The sequence below is a fragment of the Clostridium vitabionis genome (assembly GCF_015351765.1).
GTDB classification, from domain to species: Bacteria; Bacillota; Clostridia; order Lachnospirales; family Lachnospiraceae; genus Clostridium_R; species Clostridium_R vitabionis.
The window spans coordinates 23,604-49,418 of record NZ_JADKQA010000006.1 but is presented as its reverse complement, the minus strand read 5'-3'; the positions used below and the strand labels follow the sequence as shown (position 1 = coordinate 49,418).

Sequence of the window (25,815 nt, the reverse complement as noted above, 5' to 3'; positions counted from 1 at the left end):
TCTGTCGGCGCTCCCGGCGTTGCATCTGTCGGCGCTCCCGGCGTTGCATCTGTCGGCGCTCCCGGCGTTGCATCTGTCGGCGCTCCCGGCGTTGCATCTGTCGGCGCTCCCGGCGTTGGCTTTTCTTCAGGAGCGTTAGGCTTCTCCTGGTCAATGTTATGCCATTCGCCATCCATAATATTCACAATGTTGGCGACCAAATGGCCAGCACTAGTGCGATTAACGTTTACCGTTGCTTTCGGTGCAAGAACAGTTCCGACAATGCCTCCATCAATATTGACGGTTGTCGAATTCGGAAGACAGAAGAAGATTCCTTTAGCTACTGAATATCCATCTTTGTCAGTTAGGCTATCCGATCCCTTATCCATCACCTTGAACTTATGAAGTGTCACTGTTTCTGAAGAATCTACCAGTACCACCGCCTGATCATCATTTTTCGAGATAATCAGCTTCTCGTCTTCCCCCATTGGTTGAACTTGATAAGGTGCCGGGTTTTCGATAATAAGATTGACATAATATGTGCCGGCTGGCTTACTCCTCAAATCCAAGTGATATTTTTGATCATAAGGCCCGTATTCGAGTTTCTCATACTGCACATTATCGGTAGAAATTTGTTCTGACGCAGACGTAATCATCTGGTCAATCATACCATTGATTGTATTTTGGTCTTCATACTGAAAAGTGAACTCTACACTTTCCTTTGCCTGAAAATTATCCTTTTGATCTTTCGGACATTTTATTATAGTATTTTTCTTTCCTTTGATTAAAAATGTATTTTCCACGCAGCCAATCATAAACGTCTGTGCTTGGCCGTTTGTTTTCTCGGTATTTCCCGTCTGAGTTCCACATGTTCCTACTTTCGCAGCAACATTCGTTTCCGCATCTCTCCCCCCAAGAAGGTAAAATTTATTGGCGACAATCCCATAATTCATCGCTGTTCCGAGGACGCTCTGCGGTGTTAACATTTTGCTGCTTGAACCAGATGTTGCCTGCGATGCATTATTTTCTGCGGGCATCACACGAAGAGCATACACTGAAAACTCATCTGCTTTAAATTGTACGCTCGTCTCGGTCTGCGAGATGATTTTATCTTCCATCGGCTGAACAAGAATATCCTGAGCCGTGATCTCCGCGCCAGCGGTCATCCCGCCGTTCTTACTTTTGACCTCAGATTTCAGCGGAAGGTGAGTAACACTCAGTGCTTCTGCAGCCTGCGCAGAACTATTGCCAGGATGGATATCATCTTCCAGTTCTACGCCTTCCTGTTTCTCTGCCTTCTTTGCGAGGGTGACCGTTACCGTTACCGTTCCCTCCGCCGGTTCAACTTCGATTTCCTTTCCGGTCGGCTTACCGTCCGCACCAATCTCTTTTGTGAGGAACCGCATATCATAGAAAAACGCTTTGTCTTCATCCGTATTCGCCGCGTCATCTATATCTGTACCATCTCCGAAGCTCTCCTGGTAAGCGGTAAGATACGCATCGTAATTAAAATCCTTAGAGTTTTTGGTCACCGGAGTCACAACAAACTTCGCGTCATCCGGAAGGGCATTTTTCTCCGCAGTAACCCAAATCGATACTTCGTTATCTTCGTACCGGTATTCCGAAGACTTGGCCTGCCAGCTCTGCCCCTCGCGATTCTCCAATTCTGAGAGCGAAGCCGGAGTCGCAATTTCACCATTTTCATAAGCGTCCCCAAAAGATCTGATGGCCAGGCCATCCGGCAGAGAACATCCCAGTATCCACGATATCCCATCAGACGATACCAGCAATGTGGCTAATAGCAGTGCCACAAAACCCTTTTTCATTCTCCGCGCAAAATGTTTGTTCATGACATTTCCCCCTCTGCAAATCGTTCAAAAACGTTGGCTTCCACGATCCAAAGCCCCAATTAACGACCTCTCATGGCATAAAAACAGCCTTTTTCTTCCCCACTTTTCAGTCATAATTTGAACAGTAATCGCTATTATTCCCGAAAGTTTACAAAATAACTCATTCTGTTCGAAATATTATTATCTCGGTGTTGTGAATCAAAATTATGGATATTTTCACTTACATAATATTACATTCCTAATATCCCACTGTAAATAAACAAATTGCACAAATCATCACATAATTTTTCACGGATTTCATATAGCTTTTTGTTGAATTTTACATTTCTTACCATTTTGGAATTCTTCCAGAAACACCACCTCCTGACTTCAGAAGTTTATTGATTAGATTATATCCCGCAAACCCGCATGGTTTGCGGGAACCTGTAAAAGAACAATGGAGTTCAGCATCGGCCAGCTCTTCCGTCTTTTTCGGAAGATCATCATGAAGCACCCCAGCGAATGCAGCGTATTTCTGGGATATGTGTACACGCATTGTTTTCTCCGGATCGCTGTGCAAAACGATAAGCTCTTTAGAAAACGCCATGTGGGTCGGCATAGACTTTCCGTCCTTTTTAAGTTTTTCGATGAATGCCTGATGATTCATGCGTGCTTCCTTACTGAAGTTTATAGCAGTATAGCGTTATAATGGCAAGATGCTTTCCACTTTTCCAAAAGCAGCAAATTCGCATAGCTCGCGCCCCGCTTCGCGGATAGCCACTCCACTAAACTCGGACTGCGCTTTCGCTTGTCCTCGTTAAGTGGCTGGTTATTGTTAAGTGCTCTGCATAAGCAAATTTGCTAAGTTCGAACTGCGCTCACGCTTGTTCTCACTAAGCAAATTCGCATAGCTCGCACTAAACTCGCGCTTCGCCCGCTGGGCTCGCGCTTGTTAAGTGCTCTGCATAAAAAAGCGAGGCAGAAAACCCGGAACCTCCTCCGCGCTCTCTGCCTCGCCCATGGTGTTTCGTCACTGTCGGTATCTCCCCACTCCACCCCGGCTCAGTGTTCCGTGGCGTTCCGGATCGCCTCCAGGAATTCCGGAAAATCCTCGAATGCCGGGATATCCGGATTGTCCTTCTTGATCTGCTCCGTGCTCTTGAACAGGAAGCCATATCTGCTCGCGCGGATCATTTCCAGATCGTTGTAGCTGTCACCGGCGGCGATCGTGTCGAAGCCGATCGACTGGAGCGCCTTCACGGTGGAGAGCTTGGAGTGGTCCACACGCATCTTGAAATCCTTGATCATGCCGTCATCGCCCACAACCAGGGAATTGCAGAACAGCGTCGGCCAGCCCAGCTTCTTCATCAGCGGCTTCGCGAATTCCGTGAACGTGTCCGAGATGATGATGACCTGCGTGAATGTCCGGAGCTCGTCAAGGAATTCCCGCGCCCCCGGCATCGGATCGATGGTGGCGATGGTATCCTGGATTTCCTTAAGGCCGAGGCCGTGTTCCCGGAGAATGTCCAGCCGCCAGTGCATCAGCTTATTGTAATCCGGCTCATCCCGTGTGGTTCTCCGGAGCTCCGGGATCCCGCTGGCTTTGGAGAATGCAATCCAGATCTCCGGAACCAGCACGCCTTCCATATCAAGACAGGTCACATACATGGGTCAGTTCCTCCCGCATTAGTTCTGCACAAATGGTGATGTTATCCGTTGAAACATTTCCTGCCGATTTTATCACAGCGCCCGGGGCACTGTCCACCGCACCGCGCAATTTCTTCCGCCGCAAGGTGGGCTGCGCCTGCCGCATGGCCGCTCTCATCATGTTCCCCGGCGCCCGCGGGGATCCCGCCCCTGCCGGAATTTCCCTGATGCCGCGTTCAGCGCCCGCGGAACACATTCAGATGATTTTCCTCCAGAATCTCCATCGCCTGCCGCGAGTGCGCGGCGTCCTTCTGCAGGTATTCCTTGATCTCCGCATCCGGCGCAGACCGGTAATTCAGCGCCACTTCCCGGGATTTTTCCAGGAATTCCTTCCGGTAATGCCCGAACTGGTACTCCTGCACCGTCGTGTAAAGGCTTCCCGCCAGGATCAGGAGGCAGGCCGCCGCGCAGAACAGCCGGAGCAGGGTCATCCTCGCCGGGCGCGGCTCGGGCTTCCTCTTCCGGGATTTTCCCCGCTCCGTCCGTCTGCCCGCGAGCAGGAAGGCAAAGGTCAGGAGGATGCCGATGATGCCCATTTCGTACTGGATCGCATAGCGTGAGGACATGCCGTAATGGTCATCCAGGAAACGTGTCCGGGAGACCAGGATCAGCAGGTGGCTCAGCCCGCTGTAGAGGATCAGGGCGAGCGGCAGAACACTCTGCCGCCACAGGGCATGAGAAAGATTCATCCAAAGTGCCCAGAGATAAAGGAAGATCACCAGAACGCCCAGCGCCATCACCGCCTGCCCGCCATGAACCGCATGGCGGGAGACGAAGGCCTCCAGCCGCTCCCGGTCGACCACATCGGAGGCAAATGCCTTCACCAGGAACCGCACAAAGAACAGTGGATCCCGGACGAAAAGGCTGGTCACGCTCCCCTCATAGGCATCGGAATATTCCCAGACGGCAAAGTGGTTGCAGAGGACGAAGAGCCCCAGGGAAATGACCGCGATCACCGACCCGTTCCGCCAGGTGCGGATCCGGGCCCTGCTTGCGGGAAGAAGCTCCCGGGAATCCCCGGACATTCCCCGCCGGGATGCGGCCGAGCGCCGGGACGCGGCCGCCCCGCGCCCCTTCCGGAGCTCCTCCGCGATCAGGATCAGACAGATCAGCACGTAGACCGCGATGTAAGCCGCACAGTAGACACCGGTGACCGTGCAGGTGAGGATCAGCGGGAACCACGCCGCGAGGCGGCGGAGCCGCCTGCCGGGCGCCCCCGGAGGCTTCTGCGTTTCCACCACTCCTGCGAGCGCCTGCCGGGCGGTCCGGCCGGGCGTCCCGGGAGTCTTCTGCGTCTCCCCGGAAAGCGTGCGGCCGGCCTCCCCCGCGGGCGCCCGGCCAGTCATATCGAGCAGGGCATAGCTGAAGAGAAATCCGGACAGGGACAGGATGCAGACCCAGCCTGTCCCATTGTCCAGCATTTCCCACTTGTTCAGGCCAAACCAGACGAGCAGGACCGCCAGGTACCAGTGCGCCGGCAGGTCTCTTCGCCACGCCCACCAGGCAAACGCCAGGCCGCCGAGCGCGAGGCTCGCAACACAGAGGAAGACATCGAACTGTGTGTTGTAGCCGAACCATTTTACATTGACCAGCCGGAAAATGTAGGTCAGCGGCGCCCTGGTCAGGATGTCCGGCACGAAAAATTTCGCCGGGTTATCCACATCCGGAAGGTAGGCGATGATCAGCCGGATATAGTCTGACGTCGCCACGTTGAGCGTGGCGAGACTGACATATCGCAGGCAGAACAGGAAGCCCAGAAGGACCGGCAGAAACCAGAGCTTCTTTCTCCCCGTCATCATCGCGGATTCCCGAAGAAGTGGTCTTCCAGTTCAAGGCAGAGCGCATGGTACACCGGCAGGTGCAGCTCCTGGATCTTGAAGGTCTCCGTCTCCGGCACCACCACAGCGGCATCGCAGAGCGGGAGCATGGCACCGCCGTCCCGGCCGAGGAGCCCGATGACGCGGATGCCCATCGCCTTCGCCGTGACCGCCGCGGCAAGCACATTTTGGGAATTGCCCGAGGTCGTGATGCCGAGGAAGCAGTCCCCCCGCTTCCCGAACCCCAGCAGCTGCTGGGCGTAGACAAATTCCGGGTTGCAGTCGTTGGCGTAGGCGGTCGTCAGCCCGTTATGCCCCGTCAGGGCGATCGCCGGGAGGCCCTGCTGGAGCGCATTTCCCAGCGCCTCACCGAGCTTTGGGCTGATACGGCACAGCTTATCCCGAAGCTCCGGGGCGATCTTCCTCGGAAGGATAAAGCTCTTCATCAGCTCGCCGACGATGTGCTCCGAATCCGCGCAGCTCCCGCCGTTGCCGGCGATCATCAGCTTCCCGCCCTTCGCGTAGGTCTCCTCCAGCACCGTGTACACCTTCTCCACATCCGGGAGGACCGGCGCGAGCTTCAGATACCGCTCGCCCAGCATTTGAATGTAGTGATGTCCTTTTTCTGTCATTTGACACTCCTTTCTGCAAGCACACGGGGAAATGCCATTCCACTCCTGTCAGCGGAACTCCCCCTCATAATTCTCCATAACCGCGACCCAGGTCTTCTCGAGCCAGTCCGTCGTGTCCGTGCGGGCATAAACCTCGTCGAATTTCCGGAGATTTTCCCCCGCCTCCGCCGCCGGAACCGGCTCCCCCTCGGGGGTGAGGGAAAATAGCGCGTTGCCATTTTCCAGGAATTCCAGCTTGAGCGTGCCGTTCCGGATGAGATCGCGGAACAGGCCATAGCCCCAGGGATACTGGGTATTGCCCATAAAGGTCGCCTCCGCCCAGACATAGCGGATCTTCGCGTAACGCATGTATCTCGTCAGGGATTCCGGCGTCTCCGTGATGGCGTCGTCGCCCCAGGGATAGTAGAGCTCCTTGTAGGACTGGATGATGCACGGAATCTCCAGGCAGTGCGGGTGATAGGCGAAGGCGAGCACCCGGTTGTTCCGGTCCGACGCCAGCGTGTTGTAGACCGCCTCGCAGCCATAGTGGGTAAACCGTTCCCTGACCAGCGCGCGGTCATTGATCCTGCCCTTGTTGGCCGGGTGGATCCGGGAAAATCCGTCGCTGCCCGACCAGCTGGTGACGGTGACGAAAAGCACGTTCAGCAGGATGAGCGGGATCATGGTGAGCCTTGCCTGCCGGAAAATGCTCCCGCCCAGCCGGTCCAGCGCCCCGCAGAAGACGAGGATCACCGCCGTGATGAACAGAAGAAAATAGTTGCCGTCCACCTGGTACAGCAGCGCGAGGCTCACCAGGTTCACCAGGGCGAAGGGAAGCAGGATCGCCGCCGCGGCGGAGAATTTTGCGTCCCGCCGAACGGCCTGCCGCCGGGAGGTGCCAGCGCTTTGGCCGGCAGTTCCGGCCTGCCGCCGGGAGGTGCCAGCGCTTTGGCCGGCAGTTCCGGCCTGCCGCCGGGCATTCCCGGCGCTTCCCCGCAGCGCGGACCGCGCGGGAAAATACACCGCGAGAAAGACGATCGCGAGAAACATGAGCGAGGTTCCCCAGGCGATGCGCACATGAGCCATGTCCTTCCCGAGCGGCGCAAGAAGGATGCCGAAAAGCCGCCTGAGCAGCATCAGCACCGGATTTTCCTCCCGGTAATTCGTCGGCACCGCGGTGGAGATAAACGGATATTTTGTCTGGAATCCGAGCTTTTCAAATATTGTGGTAAATACCGACATTACCGGCATGCCCGTGAGCTTCCAGGTTCTCCCCCAGATGCCGGCCAGGGCGAGCAGGGGGAGCGCCAGCATATCCAGGCGGCTGAGCAGCGCGCGGAGCGGAAGACGCCTGGTGAAGATCAGCCAGAGCCCCATCATGCCGAAAACCGCCGTGGAGAAGACGAGCGCTGTCGGCTTGAGCGTCAGGGAGAAGAGGTAGGCGCCGATGGCCATGAGATAGAAGAAGCGCTGCCGGTGCCCGCAGGCCCTGCGGGCGTCGGGATTCGCGGGACGCCTTAAAGCCACGGGCGCGGCCGGCCGGTGCCCGCAGGCTTCCGCCTCGGACGCTTCAAGCCCCGCAAAGAAGAAGTCCGCCATCATCAGCTCCACCAGCCAGGTGATGGTGTCCGCCTTCGCCGTGATGCCCATGTTGACGATCGCCGGCACGGAGGCGCAGAGAATCCCCGCGAAGCAGGCGGCTGTCCTGCCCATGAAGCGGGCAGCAAGCCGGACCGCCATCAGAATCCCGAAAACCGTCAGCCACAGATTGAAGAAAAAGAGATACGCATAGGAAGACAGCCCCGCGAGCGGCAGGGTCAGCACCTCGAATCCCTTGGAATAGACATAGACCATCCCGATCATGCCGGGGTCGTCATAGATTCCGCCGCCGACCGTCAGGATGTAGGCAGAGCGCAGGCCGTACCAGAGGGAATCGTAATCCTGCCCCCGGTTCATCCGCGCCGCCTGGATGAGGAAGATCACCAGGCAAAACGCGATCCCGGCGAGGGCGCGGCGGCTGCTGCCGTCTGCGCGCCCGCGGCGCGGCGCGCCAGCAGAAACCTCCTGCGCCGGCGAGACAGAGGCAGCTCTGCGCCGGCCTGTCCGTACCGGCACCTCCAGCGCTTCCCGGATTCTCCGCCAGGTTCTCCGGAGCGTTCCTCCGGCCGCGGCCACCCACAGCCACCATACGCCGGAAATCCCCATCAGCACCGCGGCCGCCGCCTGCACCTTGCGGATCGTCCCGAGATGAAGCAGGGACATCACACAGACCACGATCACAAAAAGGCAGGAGCCGAGGAGAAAATCCGCCGCGGCCAGCTCCGGGGCATCCGTCCCTGACGCGGCCAGCTCCGGGGCATCCGTCCCTGACGAGACCGGTTCTGGGGCATCCGTCCCTGACGAGACCGGTTCCGGGGCGTCCGTATCCGACGGAGCATGTTCTCGGACAGCTGTGCCCGCCTCGGCCGTGCAGCGGAAGATTTTACGAACCATGCGCCCGATCAGCAGGATTCCCGCGAGATAAAGCGCGGAAACCGCCGCCGGGAGAAAGACGACGTGCAGCCAGAGCACGGCAAGCGCAAAAAACAGAAAAGCCAGAAGCTGGCGGCCGGGGCATTTTCCCAGGAAGATGATCCCGGCAAGGAGGATGACCCAGACGCCGATCTCGGCGAACATCGCGGGATTCCGCCCGTAGGCGAAGCGATCAGCGAGCGGCCCGGAACCGGTGAACAGCACGAGACAGGGAAGAATCACCGAAAAAAGGACGAGGACAGCCAGGAGGGCGGAAAATCCCCGTCCCCCGGCTGCCCTCGATCTTCGATTCTGCCGATTATCCCTATCTCTCATCATCGAATCAACATCCCCGCTCCGCACCGCCCGATCCTTCCTGCCGCGTGCCGGCGCACGCACCGAAACTCCGGCACCCGGCTGACGGCGCACGCCCCGAAATCTTCCGGCATCCGGTCACTCCAGCGTGTCCCGGTAATCCAGCAGGAAATCATCCGGAAGTTCATAGTACCAGCGGATATAATCCTGAATATACTTGTGTCCGTCCTCATAGGGCTGCGCCGTCGCGAATGCCCTGTCCGGAAGCCGGAGCAGGACCGCGCCGCCCACATTTTCGCCGGCCTTCACCCGGGCGGAAACCTCCCGGAGCACCGTGTCATTATAGGCATTGGCCACGCGGTTCCGATAATAGCCCGCCGTGATCCAGCCGAAGTTCCAGAGGCTCATGGCAGCGAAGGCGGCAAGCGCCGGCACGTAAAATCTCCTTCTCTGATCATACACATCCCGGAAGCAGGCCGCAATCAGGAAAAATACCGAAAAATCCCACGGGGTCAGGGACCTGTCGGGAAATACGGGCGAAACCACCATGCAGGCCTCGGACAGGATACCGCCCGCGAAGATACAGAAGCCGGCAAAGTCATTTTCCAGGAGAAGCGCCCAGAGCGCCTCGAAAATCATCCATGCGGCGCCAAGGACCGACAGCGCCAGCACCGGAACCGCGAGGGCCGTACCCTGCGCCTTCTGATAGAAATAGCCGCCCCCGGCATTTCCCACCGATGCGGTGAGCATGAGGACGAAAAGCGCCAGCGCGAGAGCCGCCCCGTGGAAGATTTTCCCGGAAAGGCGGCCGGAACGCCCGAGATTCCGCGCGGTCAGGAAGATGACCGAGAGGAAAAAGAGAAACGGGATCATGTCCCCGTCCCCGGGCACGAACATGCCGAGGAAAATCCGAGGCACATTCTGCGCAAGCTTCTCCCCGAGGCTCAGCGAATAGAAATCGGCGTTCATCGCCATCCGGGCGCTCTGGCCCGGCGCAAGCACCAGCACCAGGAAGCCAACAAATGCCGAGATGACCATCAGCACGTCGGTCAGGGCAAGCCGCCGGTTCCGCACCGCACGGATCAGGGCGTAGAGCCCGACCGCCGCCACGGTCATGACGCTGAGCTGCTCCTGGGACCACGCCGCAAGAAAAGCGAGGAGGCCGCAGGCAAGAAGGCCCGGCGCGGTGCGCCTTTCCTCCCCGGCGTAGAGCACAAAAAAGAGAAAAAGCGGCAGAAGCGGCCAGAGGTAGAGCACCGAAGCGGTGATCCAGAAGACCGAATCCCGCGTGACCCTGAGACCGATCATGCCATAAGAGAGGCAGATGAGCGCCGCGAGCCAGGGATTATCGCCCTCTGTGCGGGACTGCCACGCCGCGCCGGGAAGGTCACGCCTGCCCGCGGAAGCCCTGGCGGACCCGCCGGGAAGGTCACGCCTGCCCGCGGAAGCCCTGGCGGACCCGCCGGGGGCATCCCCGCGCGGGGATTTTCCCAAAGCCGGCACCCGAAGCGCAAGCTCGTACATGGACCAGAAGATCAGCAGGATCACCACGCACTGGGCAATCCGGTACGCCCTGATCCCCGCCCGGAGAAGCACAATCTCAAAGAAGAAATACAGGACCCGGCCGCCCCATTTGCAGTAATGCGCTGTCAGGAACTGGAGAACGTTCCGGAAGCTGGTATTGCTCATCCCCCAGGGGCCGCCGTAGCCGATATAGCTCAGCGAGGCGTAGCCGTAATCGTCGTGGCCGAGGTAGAGCGCCCGGTGTTCAAAAAGAAGGGCGGCGAAAAAGGCCAGGAAGATCAGAACCGTGATCCATTTTGCCCTTTTTCGTGCCGTCCCTTCCATAATTCCTCCTGAGGATATCCGCAATCCAGATCATCACGGTTCAGAATCCGTTATGCTGAACCGTTGTTAATTGTCCAGCTTGTGTGGCAGCTTCACGCCGTTGGCCACCAGCATATTGATGATGAAGTCGATCGACCCCTGGATGCCGTAGCTCGAGCTGTTGATGCAGAGATCATAGTGGCGCGCGTCGCCCCACTTGTTCCCGGTATAGTAATGATAATACGCGGCGTGCTCGTGATCTACCTCTTTCAGCTGCTTCTTCGCGGTCCGGTAGTCCACATGGTTAAATGCCATCATGCGGGCGATCCTCCGCTCCGGGGAAGCGGTGATGAAGATACTGATATGCGGGATGTTGTTGTTCTTGAGCACGACGTCGGCGCAGCGCCCCATGACGACGAAATCCCGCTCCTTCGCCATCTGGCAGATATAATCGCTCTGGTTGAAGTAGACCGCGTCCCTCGCCGGCAGCCCGTGGTAGCGGTTTAAGCGGTGCAGCCTCTCCCGGAGGCTGATCTTCTCCCGGTAGGATTCCATGCCGGGATTTCCCTTCGAGGCTTTCTCCGGATTTCTCGGAAGATCCGGCAGATCCGTCAGCGCAGGATCGGAGAACCCGGGAAATGCGCCCGAATCGGCGATTCCGTCCCGGTCGGCCTCCATCCGGCGGAGTACCTGGCGGAAGATCTCAGCGTCATAATAATTGATTTTCAGCCGGTCCGCAAGCCCGAAGCCGATATGGTTGCCCGCGGAGCCGTAGGAACGGCTGATGCAGATGATCAGGTGGCTGTTCTCGCCGAAGCGGTCTCCCATCGTCAGGGTGTTCAGCCGCGCCCTGCCGCGGTCCAGGATTCCCGCCCCCCAGAACTGGGGCAGCGACTGGAGCTTCTGCATGATGTCGTTGTACTCGGTCATGATCTGGCTGCGCTTGTCATGCTCCGGGATGGTGCGGGCCATGTTGCCGATCAGGGCAACCTCGCTGCGCACATGGTGTTCCTCCGGCATGGTCACCATGGAGTAGACCATCCGGTCAATGCAGCGCTGCCGGTCATCCGTGAACACGCGGCCGAGCGAGGATCCCAGGAGCTTGTAGGCCTTCTCATCCAGCGCATAGATCTCCTCGGCGAGCTGCTGGCATTCCTTGAGCCGCTCCGCCGGGGTTTTCCCACATTTCTTCGCCGAAGGGATCCCGCCCTCCGCTGCCTGTCCGGCCGGGGCTTTCTCCGCCTCCGGGGCGGCATTTTCCATTATCTTCTTATCCTTATCCATGACTTACCCCTCCTCAGCGGAAAAAGATCAGCGTGTCCAGCAGAAATACCGGGATCAGGATGCCGATCGACCACTTCATGTACCCGAAGAAGGAAGGCATGCGGATACCGTTCTCATCCGACAGCGCCTTGACCATAAAGTTCGGCGCGTTGCCGATGTAGGAATTCGCCCCCATGAACACGGCGCCGCAGGAGATCGCCATCAGCATCTGGACAGGCACCGTGCCGAGGCTGGTGACAATCCCGCTGGTGAAGCCGAGCGTGCCCGCGGTCGTCAGGAACACCAGGTAGGTCGGCGTGTTGTCCAGGAAGCTGGACAGGGCGCCGGCGGCCCAGAACATCTGCGCCGGGGTGTTGATGCCCATCTCCGGCCCCAGCTGCTTGAGCAGGCGGAGCGCCGGCTGCATGGTCAGGAAAATGCCGACGAACAGCATCGCGACTTCCTTGATCGCGCCCCAGGTAAAGTGGTTCTTCCGGCGGACTTCCTGCGGCGTGGTCTTGAAGGAGAGGAATGCCGCGAGAAGGATGATCACGCACTCGATCAGCGACGGCCAGGGGAAGACGACACCCGCCGGAAGCGGGATGCCGAGCGCATTTCCCTGTGCGTCCTGGAAAATGGACAGTTTCGGCAGCGTTCCGCTCAGGATCACGCCCGCGACGATCATCACGAGGAAGATCACGTTGTGCTTCCCGCCGACCTCCAGGGTCGTGTGCGGCACCCGGATGTTCGGCTCGCGCCCCTCGGCGATGTCCGCCCGGTACGCGCGCTTATCAATATGGTAGAAAAGCACGAGAAGCACCACCATGTTGAGGAGAAGCACCGGGAACAGGTGCAGGCTCCAGAAGAAGTTCACGCCCCGCATGAAGCCCATGAGCAGCGGCGGGTCGCCGACCGGGGTCAGGCAGCCGCCGATGTTGGACACCAGGAAAATGAAGAAGATCATGATGTGCGCTTTTCTTTTCCGCCAGGAGTTCATGCTGATCACCGGGCGAACCATCAGCATACTGGAGCCGGTGGTGCCGATGCAGCTGGAAAGAAGCGTTCCGACCGCGAGGAGGAAGACATTGACTCCCGGAGAACCGGCGAGATCACCCGCGAAGGTGATGTTGCCGGACACACAGTAAAGGCCGAACAGCAGCACGATGAACGTCAGATAATCATTGAAGATGCAGTCCAGAACCATCTCCGCCGACTTGCCCACGCCGAACTTCGCGGTAAAGAGGACGATCACAAGCAGCGACCAGAAGATCACCGCGTGCGGTTCGTGCTTGTCCCACCAGTCCGGTTTCAGGATCGGGAAGAGCGCCACAGAAAGTAAAAGCCCCACGAAGGGGATACATAGCCAGCCCGGTATAGTCATTCAGTAACCTCCAGAAATGTTTCGTGATTATTGCATTTTTTTGAGCACAATCTCCTTTATAACACATTGCCTCAAAAAAGCAATCCATTATCCGCTCTCCTGTACCTTTATGCCTAAGTTCTCCATTTTTGTGAATAATTTGTCGAATGGCGAGCTGAACTTCGGCAGATTTTGGGCGGCTGTGCATAGTTTTCCGAGCCGGTTGTTCAGCAATTCATGGTATAATTGAACAGAGAAATGCGATATTTTCAGGAGGATTTTCGACAATGTTACCAGCAGCTTCCCTTTCCCCGGCTTTTCTTTTTTCAGCTTCTCCCTCTCCGGTTTTCCTCACTCCGGCTTTACTCTCTCCGGCTTTCCTTACTCCGGCTTTTCTGTCTCCGGTTTCCCATTTTCCGGTATCCCTGCAGCTCATCTTCTGCTGCCGGATCCTGGGTGCTGCCGCCTGCGGCGCCATCATCGGAACCGAGCGCGAAAAGCTCGGGCGCACCGCCGGCCTCCGGACGCATATCCTGGTTGCCGTAACCAGCTGCCTGATCATGTGCATTTCCAAGTACGGCTTCGCGGATGTCGTCGGAGACTATATCCGCTCGGATCCCGGCCGCCTGGCGGCAGGAGTGATCAGCTCCATCGGCTTTCTCGGCACCGGCATCATCTTCGTCCAGCGCCGGGAAGTCATCGGCATGTCCACCGCCGCCGGCCTTCTCGCGACCGTCGCGGTTGGGCTTGCCATCGGCTGCGGGATGTATGCCGTCGGCATATTTTCCGCGGTGCTGGTCGTCATCATCGAGAAGCTGCTCTGCCATCCGCGCTATCTGACCAGGGAGCAGCGGGAAATCCGGAAGATCACCGTCCACATTGCGGGCGGCAACCTGGATCATCTCGTCCGGGAGCTGAAGGCGCGGGACATCAAGGTGGTGGGCATCCGGGCGGCGAAGGCCGGATGCAGCGCCGGGACGGCCGGCAGCGCGCCGAAGGCCACGGCCGGCCCGACACAGAAAGGTTCCAGCGCCAGCGCGCCGGAACCCGCGGAAACTCCCCCGATCGATGCCGTAATCACCGTCAAATATCCCCCGGATTACACCGCCGGGGATATCGTCCGCCTGCTCCGGGAGGTTCCGGAGATCACGGAAGCGGAGTACTGAGCTTCGCCTCCTCGGCGAGCTTCCGGTAGGTCTCCCCGTTATCCTTCAGATACGCCAGGTCTTTCTCCGTCATCACCCGGACAACCTTTGCCGGCCTTCCGAAGGCCAGCGAGTTGTCCGGGATTTTTGTCCCCTGGGTCACCAGCGAGCCGGCGCCGATCAGGCAGTTTTTCCCGATCTGCGCGCCGTTCAGGACTACCGACCCCATGCCGACCATCGAGCCGTCCCCGATCCTGCAGCCGTGAAGCACCGCCGAGTGGCCGACCGAGACATTGCTCCCGATCTCCACCGGATAGTCCGGATCGCCGTGGATCACGGCGAGATCCTGGATATTCGTATTTTCCCCAATCGTAATCGGGCAGAGATCGCCGCGGATGACCGCGTAATACCATATCCCGGAATGGGCGCCGATCACAACATCTCCGAGAATCCGGGCGCCGTCCGCCACATAGGCTGTCGGGTCAATTACCGTTTTTTTCATCATCATTCTCCTTTTCGAACCAGGGCGCAGGCTGAAGCCGCGCCGCGTCCCCGTTAATCTATCAGGCTCGCCGGGGCATTCGATTTGCCTCGCGCCAGTCCACGGTCAGAATATTTTTTCTGCCTTCATGAAGTCTATCAGATTCACGTGCTGAATGCCATTTCTCTTCTGAAGCAGATAATCTGTTGTTACAACATATTTCGGATAATTATCCCGGATCATCTCCAGGGGTTTATATTCCCTGTCTTCTGTTTCTTTGCTCATCGCAATCGTGTATGCAACTTGCACATAGGCATAATTCATTGCTGTATCGCGCATGATAAAGTCGCATTCCAGCTTGCCGATTCTGCCTACACTGACTTTGCTGTCCATACTTCTCGCGTACAAATACACGATATTTTCCAATACAGGTTCATAATTGATCCGATTATCTGTATTTAACGCAAAATAGAAACTCAGATCACTCAGATAATACTTTTTCTCGCCCGCAATAGATTTGCGGGACTTCATGTCAAAACGATCACACGCATACAAAACCTTTGCATCGACCAGTGCCCGGATGTACTTTGTCAGCGTCTGGCGGCTGATCTTCTGCCCATTTTTTTCAAGATCTCTCTGCAGATTGGTGACACTTGTCGTCGAGCCGAAATTATTGACAAGATACTGACGAATAGTTTCGAAGCTCTCCCGGTTTTTGATGATTACCCGGCGGCGTATATCCTTTTCAAAAATTTCCTGTACAACGCTTTCGGCGTACCGTCTCTTATCCTCGATGTTCTCTATCAAAACTGTCCTCGGGAATCCTCCCTCCAGAATGTAATTCTGAAGTTCAGCCAAGGGATTATTGTCGATCCGCAAATGATAGAACGCCTTCATCAGCTCATATTCCTCGAATGTCAGCGTATACATTTCAAATTCAATATATCTGCCAGTCAGTTTTGTCGCCAGCTCACCACTCAGGAGATAGGAATTGGAACCCGTAATAAAAATAGAGCAGTTGCCTTCCTCCCGAAAACCATTCACGACTTCTTCAAATCCATCGACATTCTGAACCTCATCGATAAAGATGTAATTCTGCTCCCCCTCATGAATTCCGGACGCAATAAGATCTTCCAGCTGATCCGCAGTTTTGATTTTTCTATATTTTCTCAGGTCCAAATCCAGATAAAGGATCCTCTCTTCATGCACTCCCTGTTCTTCCAGTTCATTGACGATCATCCGCATGAGTGTCGATTTGCCGCATCTGCGCACACCTGTGATCACCTTAATGAGATCATTACTTTTGTAGAAGCCCCTGATCTTTTTCAAGTATTTTTCCCGAATAAACAGGTCCATGATTGCCTCCTCTCCCTGTCGAAAGATCGTTGTCCACACAACACATCATATCATAATGTCCGTTTGTCGTATCAGATTTTTCTCTTTTTTCAAATTCTGATACGACAAATCCGTTTTTCTGCTCCAGGAACCTGTTTTTTTGTTACTTTTCAGTGCATGCTGGGGGATAACCCGCAAACTGGCCGCTTGCGGACGGTTTTGCGGACTATCCCCCAGCATGCAGCCAAGCGCCGCAGGCGCTCGGCCACCCCACATCGAGCGAAGCAAAGCTTCGTGAGATGCGGGGGCTGAACAGTTACGTTTTTTACTCTAGGCGGACAAAAAACGCCGGACCCCGGCCGCGTCCGGGCGGATATTCCCGCCCCGGAACGGCCATTTGCCCGGCGCACGATTCTGTATGCTCAGATCAGCAGGTACTTCAGCACGAACAGCACCGCAAGCACCGCCATGAGCGGGGTGACTTCCTTCGCCTTGCCGCAGGCCGCGTGGAGAACCACCCAGGAGATGATACCGAAGGAAATGCCCTCAGAGATCGAGGACATGAACGGCATCGCGCAGATGCAGATAAATGCCGGGATGGCGTCCAGCATGCTGTTCCACTCGATCTTGCTCACCTGCTGCATCATCATGAAGCCGACAAGCACCAGGGCCGGCGCCGTCGCGAAGGACGGGATGGCGAGAAAAACCGGGGAGAAGAACAGGGCAAGGAGAAACAGGATTCCCGAGGTGACCGAGGTAAGCCCCGTACGGCCACCCTGAGCAATGCCCGAGGAAGACTCCACAAATGTCGTGATCGTGGACGTGCCGAAAATCGCGCCGACGACGGTACCGACAGCGTCCGCGAGCAGCGCGCCCCGGATGCCCCGGAGCTTTCCGTCCTTATCCAGCATGTCCGCGCGGGAAGCGCAGCCGATCAGGGTGCCAATCGTGTCAAACATATCCACGAAGAGGAACGCGCAGATCACCACCACGAAATCCATAACGCGGACGCCGGAGAGGCTCATTTTCATAAAGGTTGGCGCCATGGACTGCGGCGCGGAGAAGACCGCCGTGGGGATCAGGCTGTAGAAACCGGCATCCGGATCCGGGACATAGAGCCCGAGAAGCTGGCAGAGGATCCCGAGGCCCCAGGTGATGAAAATCCCGAGGATGATATTCCCCCGGACGCCGCGGATCAGCAGGTAGCCGGTCACCAGGATGCCGATCAGGGCGAGGAGGACCGTGATGCCCTCGGAGCGGAACGTGCCATCTGCCACAGAGCCGCTGAAGGAAAATACGGTCACCAGCGTGGACGCCTCGCCGACGACAATGTGCGCATTTTTCAGGCCGACGATGCAGATAAAGAGGCCGATGCCGACGGAAACCGCGGTTTTCAGCGTCGCCGGGATCGCGTTAAAGATCGCCTCGCGGACACTGGTCAGGGAGAGGATGATGAAAATCAGCCCCTCGGTGAAGACCGCCGCCAGGGCGACCTGCCAGCTGTAGCCCATGCCGAGCACCACCGTGTAGGCGAAGTAGGCGTTGAGGCCCATACCCGCCGAGAGCACGAAGGGCAGGTTGGCAAAGAAGGCCATGCAGAAGCTCGCGAGCGCGGACGCCAGGGCTGTCGCGGTAAAGACCGCACCCTTGTCCATGCCGGCGGCGCCGAGGATATTCGGATTAACCGCCAGGATATAAGCCATCGTCATGAACGTGGTCAGGCCCGCCAGGAGCTCCGTGCGGGTATCCGTGCCATTTTCCTTGAGTTTAAAAAACTTTTCCATAAAACCTTACCATTCCTTTTCCAATAAGTATCAAACATGATGCGGCGCCGGAGCTGCCGGCGCCGCAAATTTATCCCCGGATCCCCGCGAGATGTTCCCCCGGATCACCGTGAGATACCCCCATAAATCACAGCGAGATGCTCCCCTTTGCCCTCGCCCTGCGGTCCCGGATCGACTGGATGACCGGGACGAGAAAGATCGCGACGATACCGCCGGCAAAACCGTTGTTGTAGAGGTTCATGCCGTCGTACAGGGCGCCGATCTGCATCACCGTGCAGGCATGGAGAAAGCCCGCGAGGATGCCCGGGAGAATACCGAAATCCCCGGCGATCGGCGCCAGCGTCGTGGAGAACAGGAGCGCCAGGCAGGCGCTCGGCGAATTGATTTTCCAGAAGCCGGTGACCGAAGCGAGGCAGACCCCGAGCATGATCGGCCAGATGTTGCGGATATGCTTGCCCGTCGCCGAAAAGCCGACCACCGTGAAGATCCCGCCGATCGTTGGGCCGTTCAGGTCGCCGCCGATCGCCAGAATAAACAGGGTGGAAAATATGCCATTTACCCCCATATTCAGCATCACGGGACAGCCGCCCTGGGTTTTCAGGTAGTCGATCCCGCCCCCGCCGGAGGTTTTGAGGATCTCCCGGTACTTCTCGAAGGCTTGCCGGCCGCCGACCCCGAGGGCAATGACGATCATCCCGAAAAAGAGCGTCATCAGGATGACCAGCATCACCCGGTTATTGCCCGTTGACCAGATCAGCCGGGATTTTGTCTCGTAGCCGAAGGACTTCATCACCGACACGATGACCGTCGCGACGATGCCCGCCGCAAATCCCACGTTATAGAGGGAATAGCCCTGATGGGCGTAGTGGACGTGCGTCGCCATCGGCGGCATCATGAAGCCGATGATCACGCCCACCGCCAGCGACAGCGGGATCCGGACAAGCGCCGGAAGGTGGATAATGTAGAGCAGCTGGGTGATGATCGGCGAGAGGCTGGTCGCGTAGAGGGCAATGTACACATAGCGCGAAAAGTGCGTCTTATGGTAGCGGGAGTAGAGCCAGACGCCCAGGATAATTGACCAAATATTCACGATATTCTTGCCAAAAAGGGAAAATCCGAACATCAGGCAGGACGCCGCGATCGTATGCCCGTCCTCCGTCAGCCCCAGACGGTAGCAGAAGAAAATGCTCGCCGCCATCAGGATCGCCGCGTTGGCAAAAGCCGCGCCGATGCCGCCGACCGCCATGTAGTCCGTGATCAGGAAGTCCGGCTCGACGACGATCTCCTTTAAGCCCCACGCGATGGCGGCCGGGCGCTGCAGGATAAAGGCGATGGCAATAAAATATAGCGGAATTGCGCCCAGAAGCAGATATCGCTGTGTTCGGGTAAATTTTCCGCCATAAGCCATAGCCCTGTTCCCCCTGGTTTACACCCCAGCCGGCCGGTGGCCGTCTTTCTTCTTCCTGAGTGAGTACCCCCGGCTCTCCAGGTAGTTCCTCAGCTCATCCACGACCTGCCCGAGGCTTTTCCCCTCCTCGTCGATCGTGTAGTCCGCGTATTTCTCAAAGTAGGGCCGCCTCTCCTCCATGAGATCCGCGAGCGTCATGCCATTTTTCAGGGCCACCCCCCGATCCTTCACATCGCCGATCCGCCTCTCCAGCTCCGGAAGGCTGATCTTCAGGAAAATGACGATGCCGAGCTCCTGCAGGTTCTCCATGGCTTCCCTGCCGTAGATGACGCTCCCGCCGGGGCAGATCACGGCGTTGTCCGCCCGGATCCCGGCATTGATCTCATTTTCGACGGCGAGAAACCCGTCCAGCCCCTTTTCCTCGATGATCTCCTTGAGGAGCTTTCCGGTCTTTTCCTGGATCACCAGATCGACGTCGATGAACTGATACCCGAGCCGCTTCGCCAGAAGCACCCCGACGGTGCTCTTGCCTGCCGACGGCATGCCGATCAGGGTCACATTTTTCCGCTTGATGTCCCGCATAGCCTGTCCTCTTTCCGCTGTCCTTCCTTATTCCGCCGGCCGTCTGCCCGGCGGCCGCCGCTTTTCCGGCACCGGCTCTTTTCCCGGCGCCGGCAGCCGTTTTCCCTGTCCCGGCCTGCTTCCCGGCGCCGCCCGGCTTCCTCACGCTGTATCCGAAGGTTCCCAGCAGCTCTCCCAGCCCGTAATATTCCCCGTGGGAATAGACGACCGGTTTTGCCCGGTCGAGGCATAACCTGCCCTTATCGTCGAGGAGCTTCTCCTCCACATCCACGGCGAGGACTTCCGCGAGAAACAGGTCGTGGGAACCGAGCGCCTCCTTCCGAACCACCCGGCACTCGATATTGACCGGGCTCTCCAGGACGCGCGGGGCGATGACCTTCGCGGATTTCTCCCGGGTTAAGCCCGACGCCTTCCACTTGTCCATGTCCCTGCCGGAGCGGACGCCGCAGAAATCCACTGCCCGCGCCATCGCCTCCGTCGTGAGGTTCACGACAAACTCGCCGCTGTCCTCAAGCATCCGGTAGGAGAAGCGCTCCGGGCGGACGGAGATCGAGAGCATCGGCGGGTTCGTGCAGACCGTCCCGGTCCACGCCACGGTAAACAGGTTGTCGCGGCCGCCACGGTCCGCCGTGCTGACGAGGACCGCCGGGACGGGATAAAGCATATTGCCGGGTTTCCAACTTACCTTTGCCATAAAGTGCCCAGCCGTCAGTCGCTGTCCGGAAGCATGTGGACGTGCACCATGACCTTGCGCACAACGCCATTTTCCGGAACTTCAATGTCTTCCTCGTGGGTCACGTCCGGAACACCGTTGTGGACGCGGAGTTCATCCTCAATCCAGCCCTCCGCGGCAAAGCGGGCATTGTCCACCGCGTCCTCAAGATCCTGCCCCCAGAGGGAGGCAATCTCCAGATCCGGGAAATATCCCTCGAATCCTTCCTTCCCGTCCTTGGTGGCCGGGGTAAATACTGCCGGATATACAAAAGTCATAAAATCAGGCTCCTTTCCCAATTTCCAGTAACCGTTCAGCCCCCGCATGTGCTGAACAGTGACATTTTTCAAAAGTTACTGGCTCATCGCCGAGATAAGCAGCGGCACCATCTGCTTTTTCCGGGACACCACGCCCGGAAGCTCGGCGACGCCATTTTCCGACTGTGTGTGGAACGCCATGGACACAATGTTCCCGGCGTCCTTCCCCACATAGAGCAGGGTCGTGGACTGCGTCAGGATGTTGGTCAGCATGAGGAACATCATGTCCACCTGCTCGCCGGCCATCGCGCCCTCCATATAGGCGGGCATCCGCTTTTTGAGCTCGCCCAGCTCCTTCGCGTTGAGGGAAGTGATCTGGCCGACGCTGAAATTGACCTTGCCCGCGGTGAAGCGCTTGTAATCCTGGTGCATGATCTGCTCGTCGGTCTTGCCCTTGAGCTCGCTCCCCGCGGAGAACATCGCCATCGCGAGCTCCTTCGGGTCCTCGCCGCAGATCTCCGACAGCGCCTTCGCCGCCGCCGTGTCCGCCGGCGTGCAGGTCGGCGAGCGGAAGAGCAGCGTATCCGAGAGGATCGCGGAGAGCAGGAGGCCTGCCGTCTTCCTGCTGATCTCGACGCCGCGCTCGGTATAGATCTGGTAGAGGATCGTCGCCGTGCAGCCGACCGGCTGGTTCCGGAACATCACCGGCGCCAGTGTCTCGATCGTACCCAGGCGGTGGTGGTCGATGATCTCCAGGATATTCGCGTTCTCTATGCCTTCGACCGCCTGCGTCCGCTCGTTGTGGTCCACGAGAATGACATTTTTCCCGCGGGCGCCCAGGAGGTTCCGGCGGGAAAGCATGCCGACGTAGCGGCCGTCCTTGTCCAGCACCGGGAAATCCCGGAACCGGCGGCTGGCCATGACATCCCGGATGTCGTCGATATAGTCGTCGATATCGAAGGTGATCAGGTTCTCCGTCCGCATGAAATAGCTGATCGGCATACTCTGGTTGATCAGGCGGGCTGCCGTGTAGGTGTCGTACGGCGTCGTGATGACGCTCGTCCCGTGCTCCTGCGCCAGCTTCTTGATGGTCAGCGACACGCCGGCGCCCTCGCAGACGATGATGCAGGCGGCCTCCATCTCAATCGCGCAGATCTGCGACTCATAGCGGTTGCCGAGAATGACGAGATCGCCCTTCTCGATATAATACTCCATGATGTCCGGATTCGCCGCGGCGACCAGCACCTTGCCGTGGTCAAAGTACGCCTCCGGGCTGCCGACAAGCATCGATCCCTCGAGCGTCTCGATGATGTTGGAATACTGGGTCTTCGCCTTGGACATGATCGCGCTGTCGTATACGTTCATGTAGGACCTGGTGATGTCGCCGACCGTGATCAGGCCCTCGAGCTCATTATCCGCCGTCACCGCCGGCAGCGTGACCACGTTATCCTCCTGCATGATCGTCCATGCCTTCTTCAGGGAAATGTTCCGGTCGACGCCCCTGGTCTCCCGGTATTCGATATCCCGGATCTGGGTCTTCACGTTGGTGACAAGCTCCGGCGGCTTCACCTGGAAATGGTCGAGCACAAACCGGGTCTCCGGGTTCAGGTTGCCTGCCCGCGCCGCGATGAACCGCTCGCCGGGCACGGTCTTCGTCTTAAACTCCGCATAGGCGATCGCCGAGCAGATGGAATCCGTATCCGGGTTCCGGTGGCCGATGACGGTCGTCTTCTTCACTTTTTCCATGCATTTCCTCCCTGCGGGGGTGCTCAGCTCTTTCCGAACCGGTTCAGCACCAGCTTCGCCGCGCCGTACATCCCGGCATCATTGCCGAGGGACGCCAGGACAATGTAAGATTTCTTCTTCGAGAGCGGAGAGTACCGGTGGTAGTACCGGGTCACGATATCGGTGAGAAATGCCCCTGCCCGCGATACCCCGCCGCCGATGATAAATGCCTCGGGGTCGACGACCATCGCGATGTTCGCGAGCGCCCGGCCGAGGTAGTTCGCCATCGTATCCACCGCCTGGCTTGCGAGCGCATCGCCGTCCTTCGCGCAGTCGATGATCCGGCGGCTGTCCAGCGCGTCGCCGGACTTGCGCATGGAAGATTCCGTGTCCGGATTCGCCGCAAGAACCCGCTTCGCCTCCCGGACCAGGCCGGTCGCCGACGCGGACTGCTCGACACAGCCCTGGCCGCCGCAGTTGCAGACATCCAGGTCATCATCCCGGATATGCATGTGGCCGATCTCGCCGCCCATGCCGTGGGCGCCGCAGATGATCTCGCCGTTAATGACGATGCCGCCGCCAACGCCGGTTCCGAGCGTCACCATGACCGCGCTGCTCCTGCCGACCCCGGCGCCCTTCCAGACCTCGCCGAGCGCCGCCACATTGGCGTCGTTGCCCGCCGTGACCGGGATCCCGCCGAGGAGCTTCCCCAGCGTGTCATCCAGATCCACCGTCTCCTTCCAGCCGAGGTTCACGCACCGCTCCACCGTGCCGTCCGGCAGCACCGGTCCCGGAACCCCGAGGCCAACGCCGAGGACATTTTCCGGGAGGATGTTTTGTTCCTTCATCTCCTGAAGGATGGACGCCGCCGTATCCGGAAGGATGTTCTTCCCCTCATCCTCCCGCCTCGTCGGGATCTCCCACTTGCGAAGAAGCGTGCCCTCCCGGTCAAAAAGGCCGATCTTCACGGTCGTCCCGCCGACATCCACGCCAAAAATCCGCTCATTCATATCCTTCTCCTCTATCTCCCGCAGGGTTCCGGCTGCGCCTCATCACCCAGCCCCCCGGCAGGCGACTGCCGGAATCCATCTGGGGCTTCCCCCATGCCGGAACCCGGCAGGCGCCCGGACGGCAGTTCCGCTCGGAAACCCAACTGGCTCCCCGATCAGCCTCAGAACAGCGACTTCACGGTCTCCGCCACATGCTCCGCGGTGAAGCCGAACCGCTCGAACAGCTCCCCGCCCGGGGCGCTCGCGCCGAAGCCGGTCATGCAGACGCATTTGCCGTCAAGGCCCACATATTTTTCCCAGCCGAAGCCGGACAGCGCCTCAACCGCCACCCTGCGGCGGACAGCGGACGGAAGCACCTTCTCCCGGTACTCCACCGGCTGCCGGTCGAAGAGCTCCTGGCAGGGCAGGGAAACCACGCGGATCTTCTTCCCCTCCGCCGTGAGAAGCTTCTTCGCCTCCACCGCGGTGTGTACCTCAGAACCGGTAGCAATCAGGATCGCGTCCGGCGTGCCCTCGCAGTCGTCGATGACATAGCCGCCCTTCAGGGCATCCCGGCTGCTTCCCGGCAGCTGCGGAAGCCCCTGGCGGGAGAGCACGAGCGCGGTCGGCGTCTTCTCCGACGTCATGGCGCTCATCCACGCCGCCTCTGTCTCCGTCGCGTCACACGGCCGGAAGACATGGAGATTCGGAACCGCCCGCAGCATGGCCAGCTGCTCGATCGGCTCGTGGGTCGGACCGTCCTCGCCGACGCCGATGCTGTCGTGCGTGAATACATAGGTCACCGGAAGCTTCATCAGCGCCGCCAGGCGGACCAGCGGCTTGCAGTAGTCGCTGAACACGAAGAAGGTCGCCTCATACGGGCGGAGACCGCCGTGCAGGGCGATGCCGTTCGTGATCGCGCTCATGGCCTGCTCACGGACACCGAAGTGGATATTCCGGCCATTTCTCGCCTCTTTCGAGAAGAAGGGCACGCCCTTGATCTCGGTCTTGTTCGACGGGCCGAGGTCCGCGGAACCGCCGATCATGTTCGGAACCTTTGCCGCGAGATAATTGAGCGTCCGGCCGCTGCTCGCGCGGGTCGCCTCCGCCTTCTCCGGAACCGTCCAGTACTCCGGGTCCTCGAAGATCTTCCCGTCCGTCCTGCCGGAGAAATACGTATCCCAGAGCTTTGCCATCTCCGGGTACTGCTCGCAGTAGGCGGCGAACATCACATTCCAGGCTGCCTCCGTCTCCTCGCCGGCCTTCGCCAGCTCCGCGCAGTTATCGTAAACCTCCTGCGGCACCGTAAACGGCTCGTCCACCGGCCAGCCGAGGTTCTCGCGCAGCGCCTTCACATTCTCCTCGCCGAGCGGCTCGCCGTGCGCGCTGGCCTTGCCCTGCTTTGCCGGGCAGCCGTAGCCGATGACCGTCTTCACCGTGATGAAGGACGGGTGCTCCGTGTCGGCCTTCGCCTCCTCGATCGCACGCCCGATAGCGTCGCAGTCATTGCCGTCCTCGACGGTCAGCGTCTGGAAACCGAACGCGCGCATGCGCTCCTCAACATTTTCCGTGAAGGTGATATCCGTATTGCCCTCAATGGAAATCTTATTTGAATCATAGAGGACGATCAGCTTGGAGAGGCCCATGCTGCCAGCGAAGGAAAATGCCTCCGAGCTGATGCCCTCCATCATGCAGCCGTCGCCGCCCAGAACATAGGTATAGTGGTCAACGACCGGGAAATTCTCCTTGTTGAACACGCTCGCGAGGTGCTCCTCGGCGAGCGCCATGCCGACCGCGTCCGCCATGCCGGTGCCCAGCGGCCCTGTCGTCGCCTCAACGCCCACGGTGTGCCCGTACTCCGGATGGCCCGGGGTCAGGGAGCCCCACTGGCGGAACTGCTTGATGTCGTCCATGGTGAGGCCGTAGCCGAAGAAATGGAGCAGCGAATAGAGCAGCATGGAGCCGTGTCCGCCGGAAAGGACGAAGCGGTCCCGGTTCGGCCACGACGGATCCGCCGGATTATGGTTCATGTGACGGGCAAAGAGCTCATAGCCGATCGCCGCGGTACCCAGGGGGAACCCCGGGTGGCCGGATTTGGCCTTCTGAATGGCGTCCGCGGAAATCACACGGATTGCGTTGACCGTCAGCTTATCAATTTCCTTCATTTTGTCCTCCTGT

Annotated in this window: 21 protein-coding genes; 1 reads left to right on the top strand and 20 read right to left on the bottom strand. The window is 58.7% G+C overall.

Translation table 11 applies throughout. From position 1 onward, the window contains the following. The 10 genes from ISF27_RS11360 to ISF27_RS13360 all read right to left on the bottom strand — a co-directional run. A partial coding sequence (locus ISF27_RS11360; RefSeq protein WP_207727441.1) for a collagen-binding domain-containing protein occupies window positions 1-1,829 on the bottom strand: 1,829 nt, incomplete at its 3' end. A 328-nt stretch (window positions 1,830-2,157) separates the two neighbouring features. Beyond that, a complete protein-coding gene (locus ISF27_RS11355; protein ID WP_194611607.1) occupies window positions 2,158-2,475 on the bottom strand; it encodes a hypothetical protein in 318 nt (105 codons plus the stop codon). Between the two features lie 395 nt (window positions 2,476-2,870). After that, complete coding sequence (gene thrH / locus ISF27_RS11350; RefSeq protein WP_194611606.1) at window positions 2,871-3,476, bottom strand: bifunctional phosphoserine phosphatase/homoserine phosphotransferase ThrH; 606 nt, start codon at window positions 3,474-3,476, stop codon at window positions 2,871-2,873. A gap of 215 nt (window positions 3,477-3,691) precedes the next feature. Beyond that, a complete protein-coding gene (locus tag ISF27_RS11345) occupies window positions 3,692-5,314 on the bottom strand; it encodes a hypothetical protein (RefSeq protein ID WP_207727440.1) in 1,623 nt (540 codons plus the stop codon). After that, on the bottom strand, window positions 5,311-5,964 hold the full coding sequence (locus ISF27_RS11340; protein WP_194611604.1) for a D-sedoheptulose-7-phosphate isomerase: 654 nt from the start codon (window positions 5,962-5,964) through the stop codon (window positions 5,311-5,313). The genes ISF27_RS11345 and ISF27_RS11340 overlap by 4 nt, the downstream gene beginning before the upstream one ends. 48 nt (window positions 5,965-6,012) lie before the next feature. Next, the gene (locus ISF27_RS11335) at window positions 6,013-8,793 is read right to left on the bottom strand and encodes a potassium transporter KefB (RefSeq protein WP_194611603.1); all 2,781 of its coding nucleotides are present in this window, start codon (window positions 8,791-8,793) and stop codon (window positions 6,013-6,015) included. A 114-nt stretch (window positions 8,794-8,907) separates the two neighbouring features. Then, window positions 8,908-10,617 carry a DUF6056 family protein gene (locus ISF27_RS11330; protein WP_194611602.1) on the bottom strand — a complete coding sequence of 570 codons (1,710 nt, stop codon included), beginning with the start codon at window positions 10,615-10,617 and terminating at the stop codon, window positions 8,908-8,910. A gap of 66 nt (window positions 10,618-10,683) precedes the next feature. Continuing rightward, complete coding sequence (locus ISF27_RS11325) at window positions 10,684-11,880, bottom strand: cytidylate kinase-like family protein (RefSeq protein WP_235986364.1); 1,197 nt, start codon at window positions 11,878-11,880, stop codon at window positions 10,684-10,686. Between the two features lie 13 nt (window positions 11,881-11,893). Next, complete coding sequence (locus ISF27_RS11320; RefSeq protein ID WP_194611601.1) at window positions 11,894-13,240, bottom strand: sodium:proton antiporter; 1,347 nt, start codon at window positions 13,238-13,240, stop codon at window positions 11,894-11,896. A gap of 214 nt (window positions 13,241-13,454) precedes the next feature. After that, window positions 13,455-13,655 (bottom strand): hypothetical protein, encoded by a 201-nt coding sequence (locus ISF27_RS13360; protein WP_235986378.1) that lies wholly within the window; start codon window positions 13,653-13,655, stop codon window positions 13,455-13,457. Here ISF27_RS13360 and ISF27_RS11315 point away from each other — a divergent pair. Continuing rightward, window positions 13,615-14,385 carry an MgtC/SapB family protein gene (locus ISF27_RS11315; protein ID WP_235986375.1) on the top strand — a complete coding sequence of 257 codons (771 nt, stop codon included), beginning with the start codon at window positions 13,615-13,617 and terminating at the stop codon, window positions 14,383-14,385. The two genes, ISF27_RS13360 and ISF27_RS11315, sit on opposite strands and share 41 nt — an antisense overlap. Here the strand turns inward: ISF27_RS11315 and ISF27_RS11310 are convergent. From ISF27_RS11310 to tkt, 10 genes are all read right to left on the bottom strand, one after another. Further along, complete coding sequence (locus tag ISF27_RS11310; RefSeq protein ID WP_207727439.1) at window positions 14,366-14,866, bottom strand: gamma carbonic anhydrase family protein; 501 nt, start codon at window positions 14,864-14,866, stop codon at window positions 14,366-14,368. The genes ISF27_RS11315 and ISF27_RS11310 overlap by 20 nt on opposite strands. 105 nt (window positions 14,867-14,971) lie before the next feature. After that, a complete protein-coding gene (locus tag ISF27_RS11305; protein WP_194611598.1) occupies window positions 14,972-16,201 on the bottom strand; it encodes an ATP-binding protein in 1,230 nt (409 codons plus the stop codon). A gap of 401 nt (window positions 16,202-16,602) precedes the next feature. Further along, the gene (locus ISF27_RS11300; RefSeq protein WP_194611597.1) at window positions 16,603-17,964 is read right to left on the bottom strand and encodes an NCS2 family permease; all 1,362 of its coding nucleotides are present in this window, start codon (window positions 17,962-17,964) and stop codon (window positions 16,603-16,605) included. A gap of 127 nt (window positions 17,965-18,091) precedes the next feature. Further along, window positions 18,092-19,372 carry a DUF1576 domain-containing protein gene (locus ISF27_RS11295; RefSeq protein WP_194611596.1) on the bottom strand — a complete coding sequence of 427 codons (1,281 nt, stop codon included), beginning with the start codon at window positions 19,370-19,372 and terminating at the stop codon, window positions 18,092-18,094. Window positions 19,373-19,390: 18 nt separating this feature from the next. Continuing rightward, window positions 19,391-19,852: a shikimate kinase gene (locus ISF27_RS11290; RefSeq protein WP_456236842.1), complete on the bottom strand. Its 462-nt coding sequence runs from the start codon at window positions 19,850-19,852 to the stop codon at window positions 19,391-19,393. After that, the gene (locus ISF27_RS13660) at window positions 19,755-20,648 is read right to left on the bottom strand and encodes a flavin reductase family protein (protein WP_456236841.1); all 894 of its coding nucleotides are present in this window, start codon (window positions 20,646-20,648) and stop codon (window positions 19,755-19,757) included. The genes ISF27_RS11290 and ISF27_RS13660 overlap by 98 nt, the downstream gene beginning before the upstream one ends. Window positions 20,649-20,662: 14 nt before the next feature. Further along, a complete protein-coding gene (locus tag ISF27_RS11280) occupies window positions 20,663-20,944 on the bottom strand; it encodes a type II toxin-antitoxin system HicB family antitoxin (RefSeq protein ID WP_194611594.1) in 282 nt (93 codons plus the stop codon). A gap of 75 nt (window positions 20,945-21,019) precedes the next feature. Next, on the bottom strand, window positions 21,020-22,669 hold the full coding sequence (locus tag ISF27_RS11275) for a putative manganese-dependent inorganic diphosphatase (RefSeq protein ID WP_194611593.1): 1,650 nt from the start codon (window positions 22,667-22,669) through the stop codon (window positions 21,020-21,022). A 23-nt stretch (window positions 22,670-22,692) separates the two neighbouring features. Next, window positions 22,693-23,658 (bottom strand): ROK family glucokinase, encoded by a 966-nt coding sequence (locus tag ISF27_RS11270; protein ID WP_194611592.1) that lies wholly within the window; start codon window positions 23,656-23,658, stop codon window positions 22,693-22,695. Window positions 23,659-23,819: 161 nt separating this feature from the next. Beyond that, window positions 23,820-25,802, bottom strand: a complete 1,983-nt coding sequence (gene tkt, locus ISF27_RS11265; protein WP_194611591.1) for a transketolase — start codon at window positions 25,800-25,802, stop codon at window positions 23,820-23,822. Window positions 25,803-25,815: the final 13 nt, after the last annotated feature.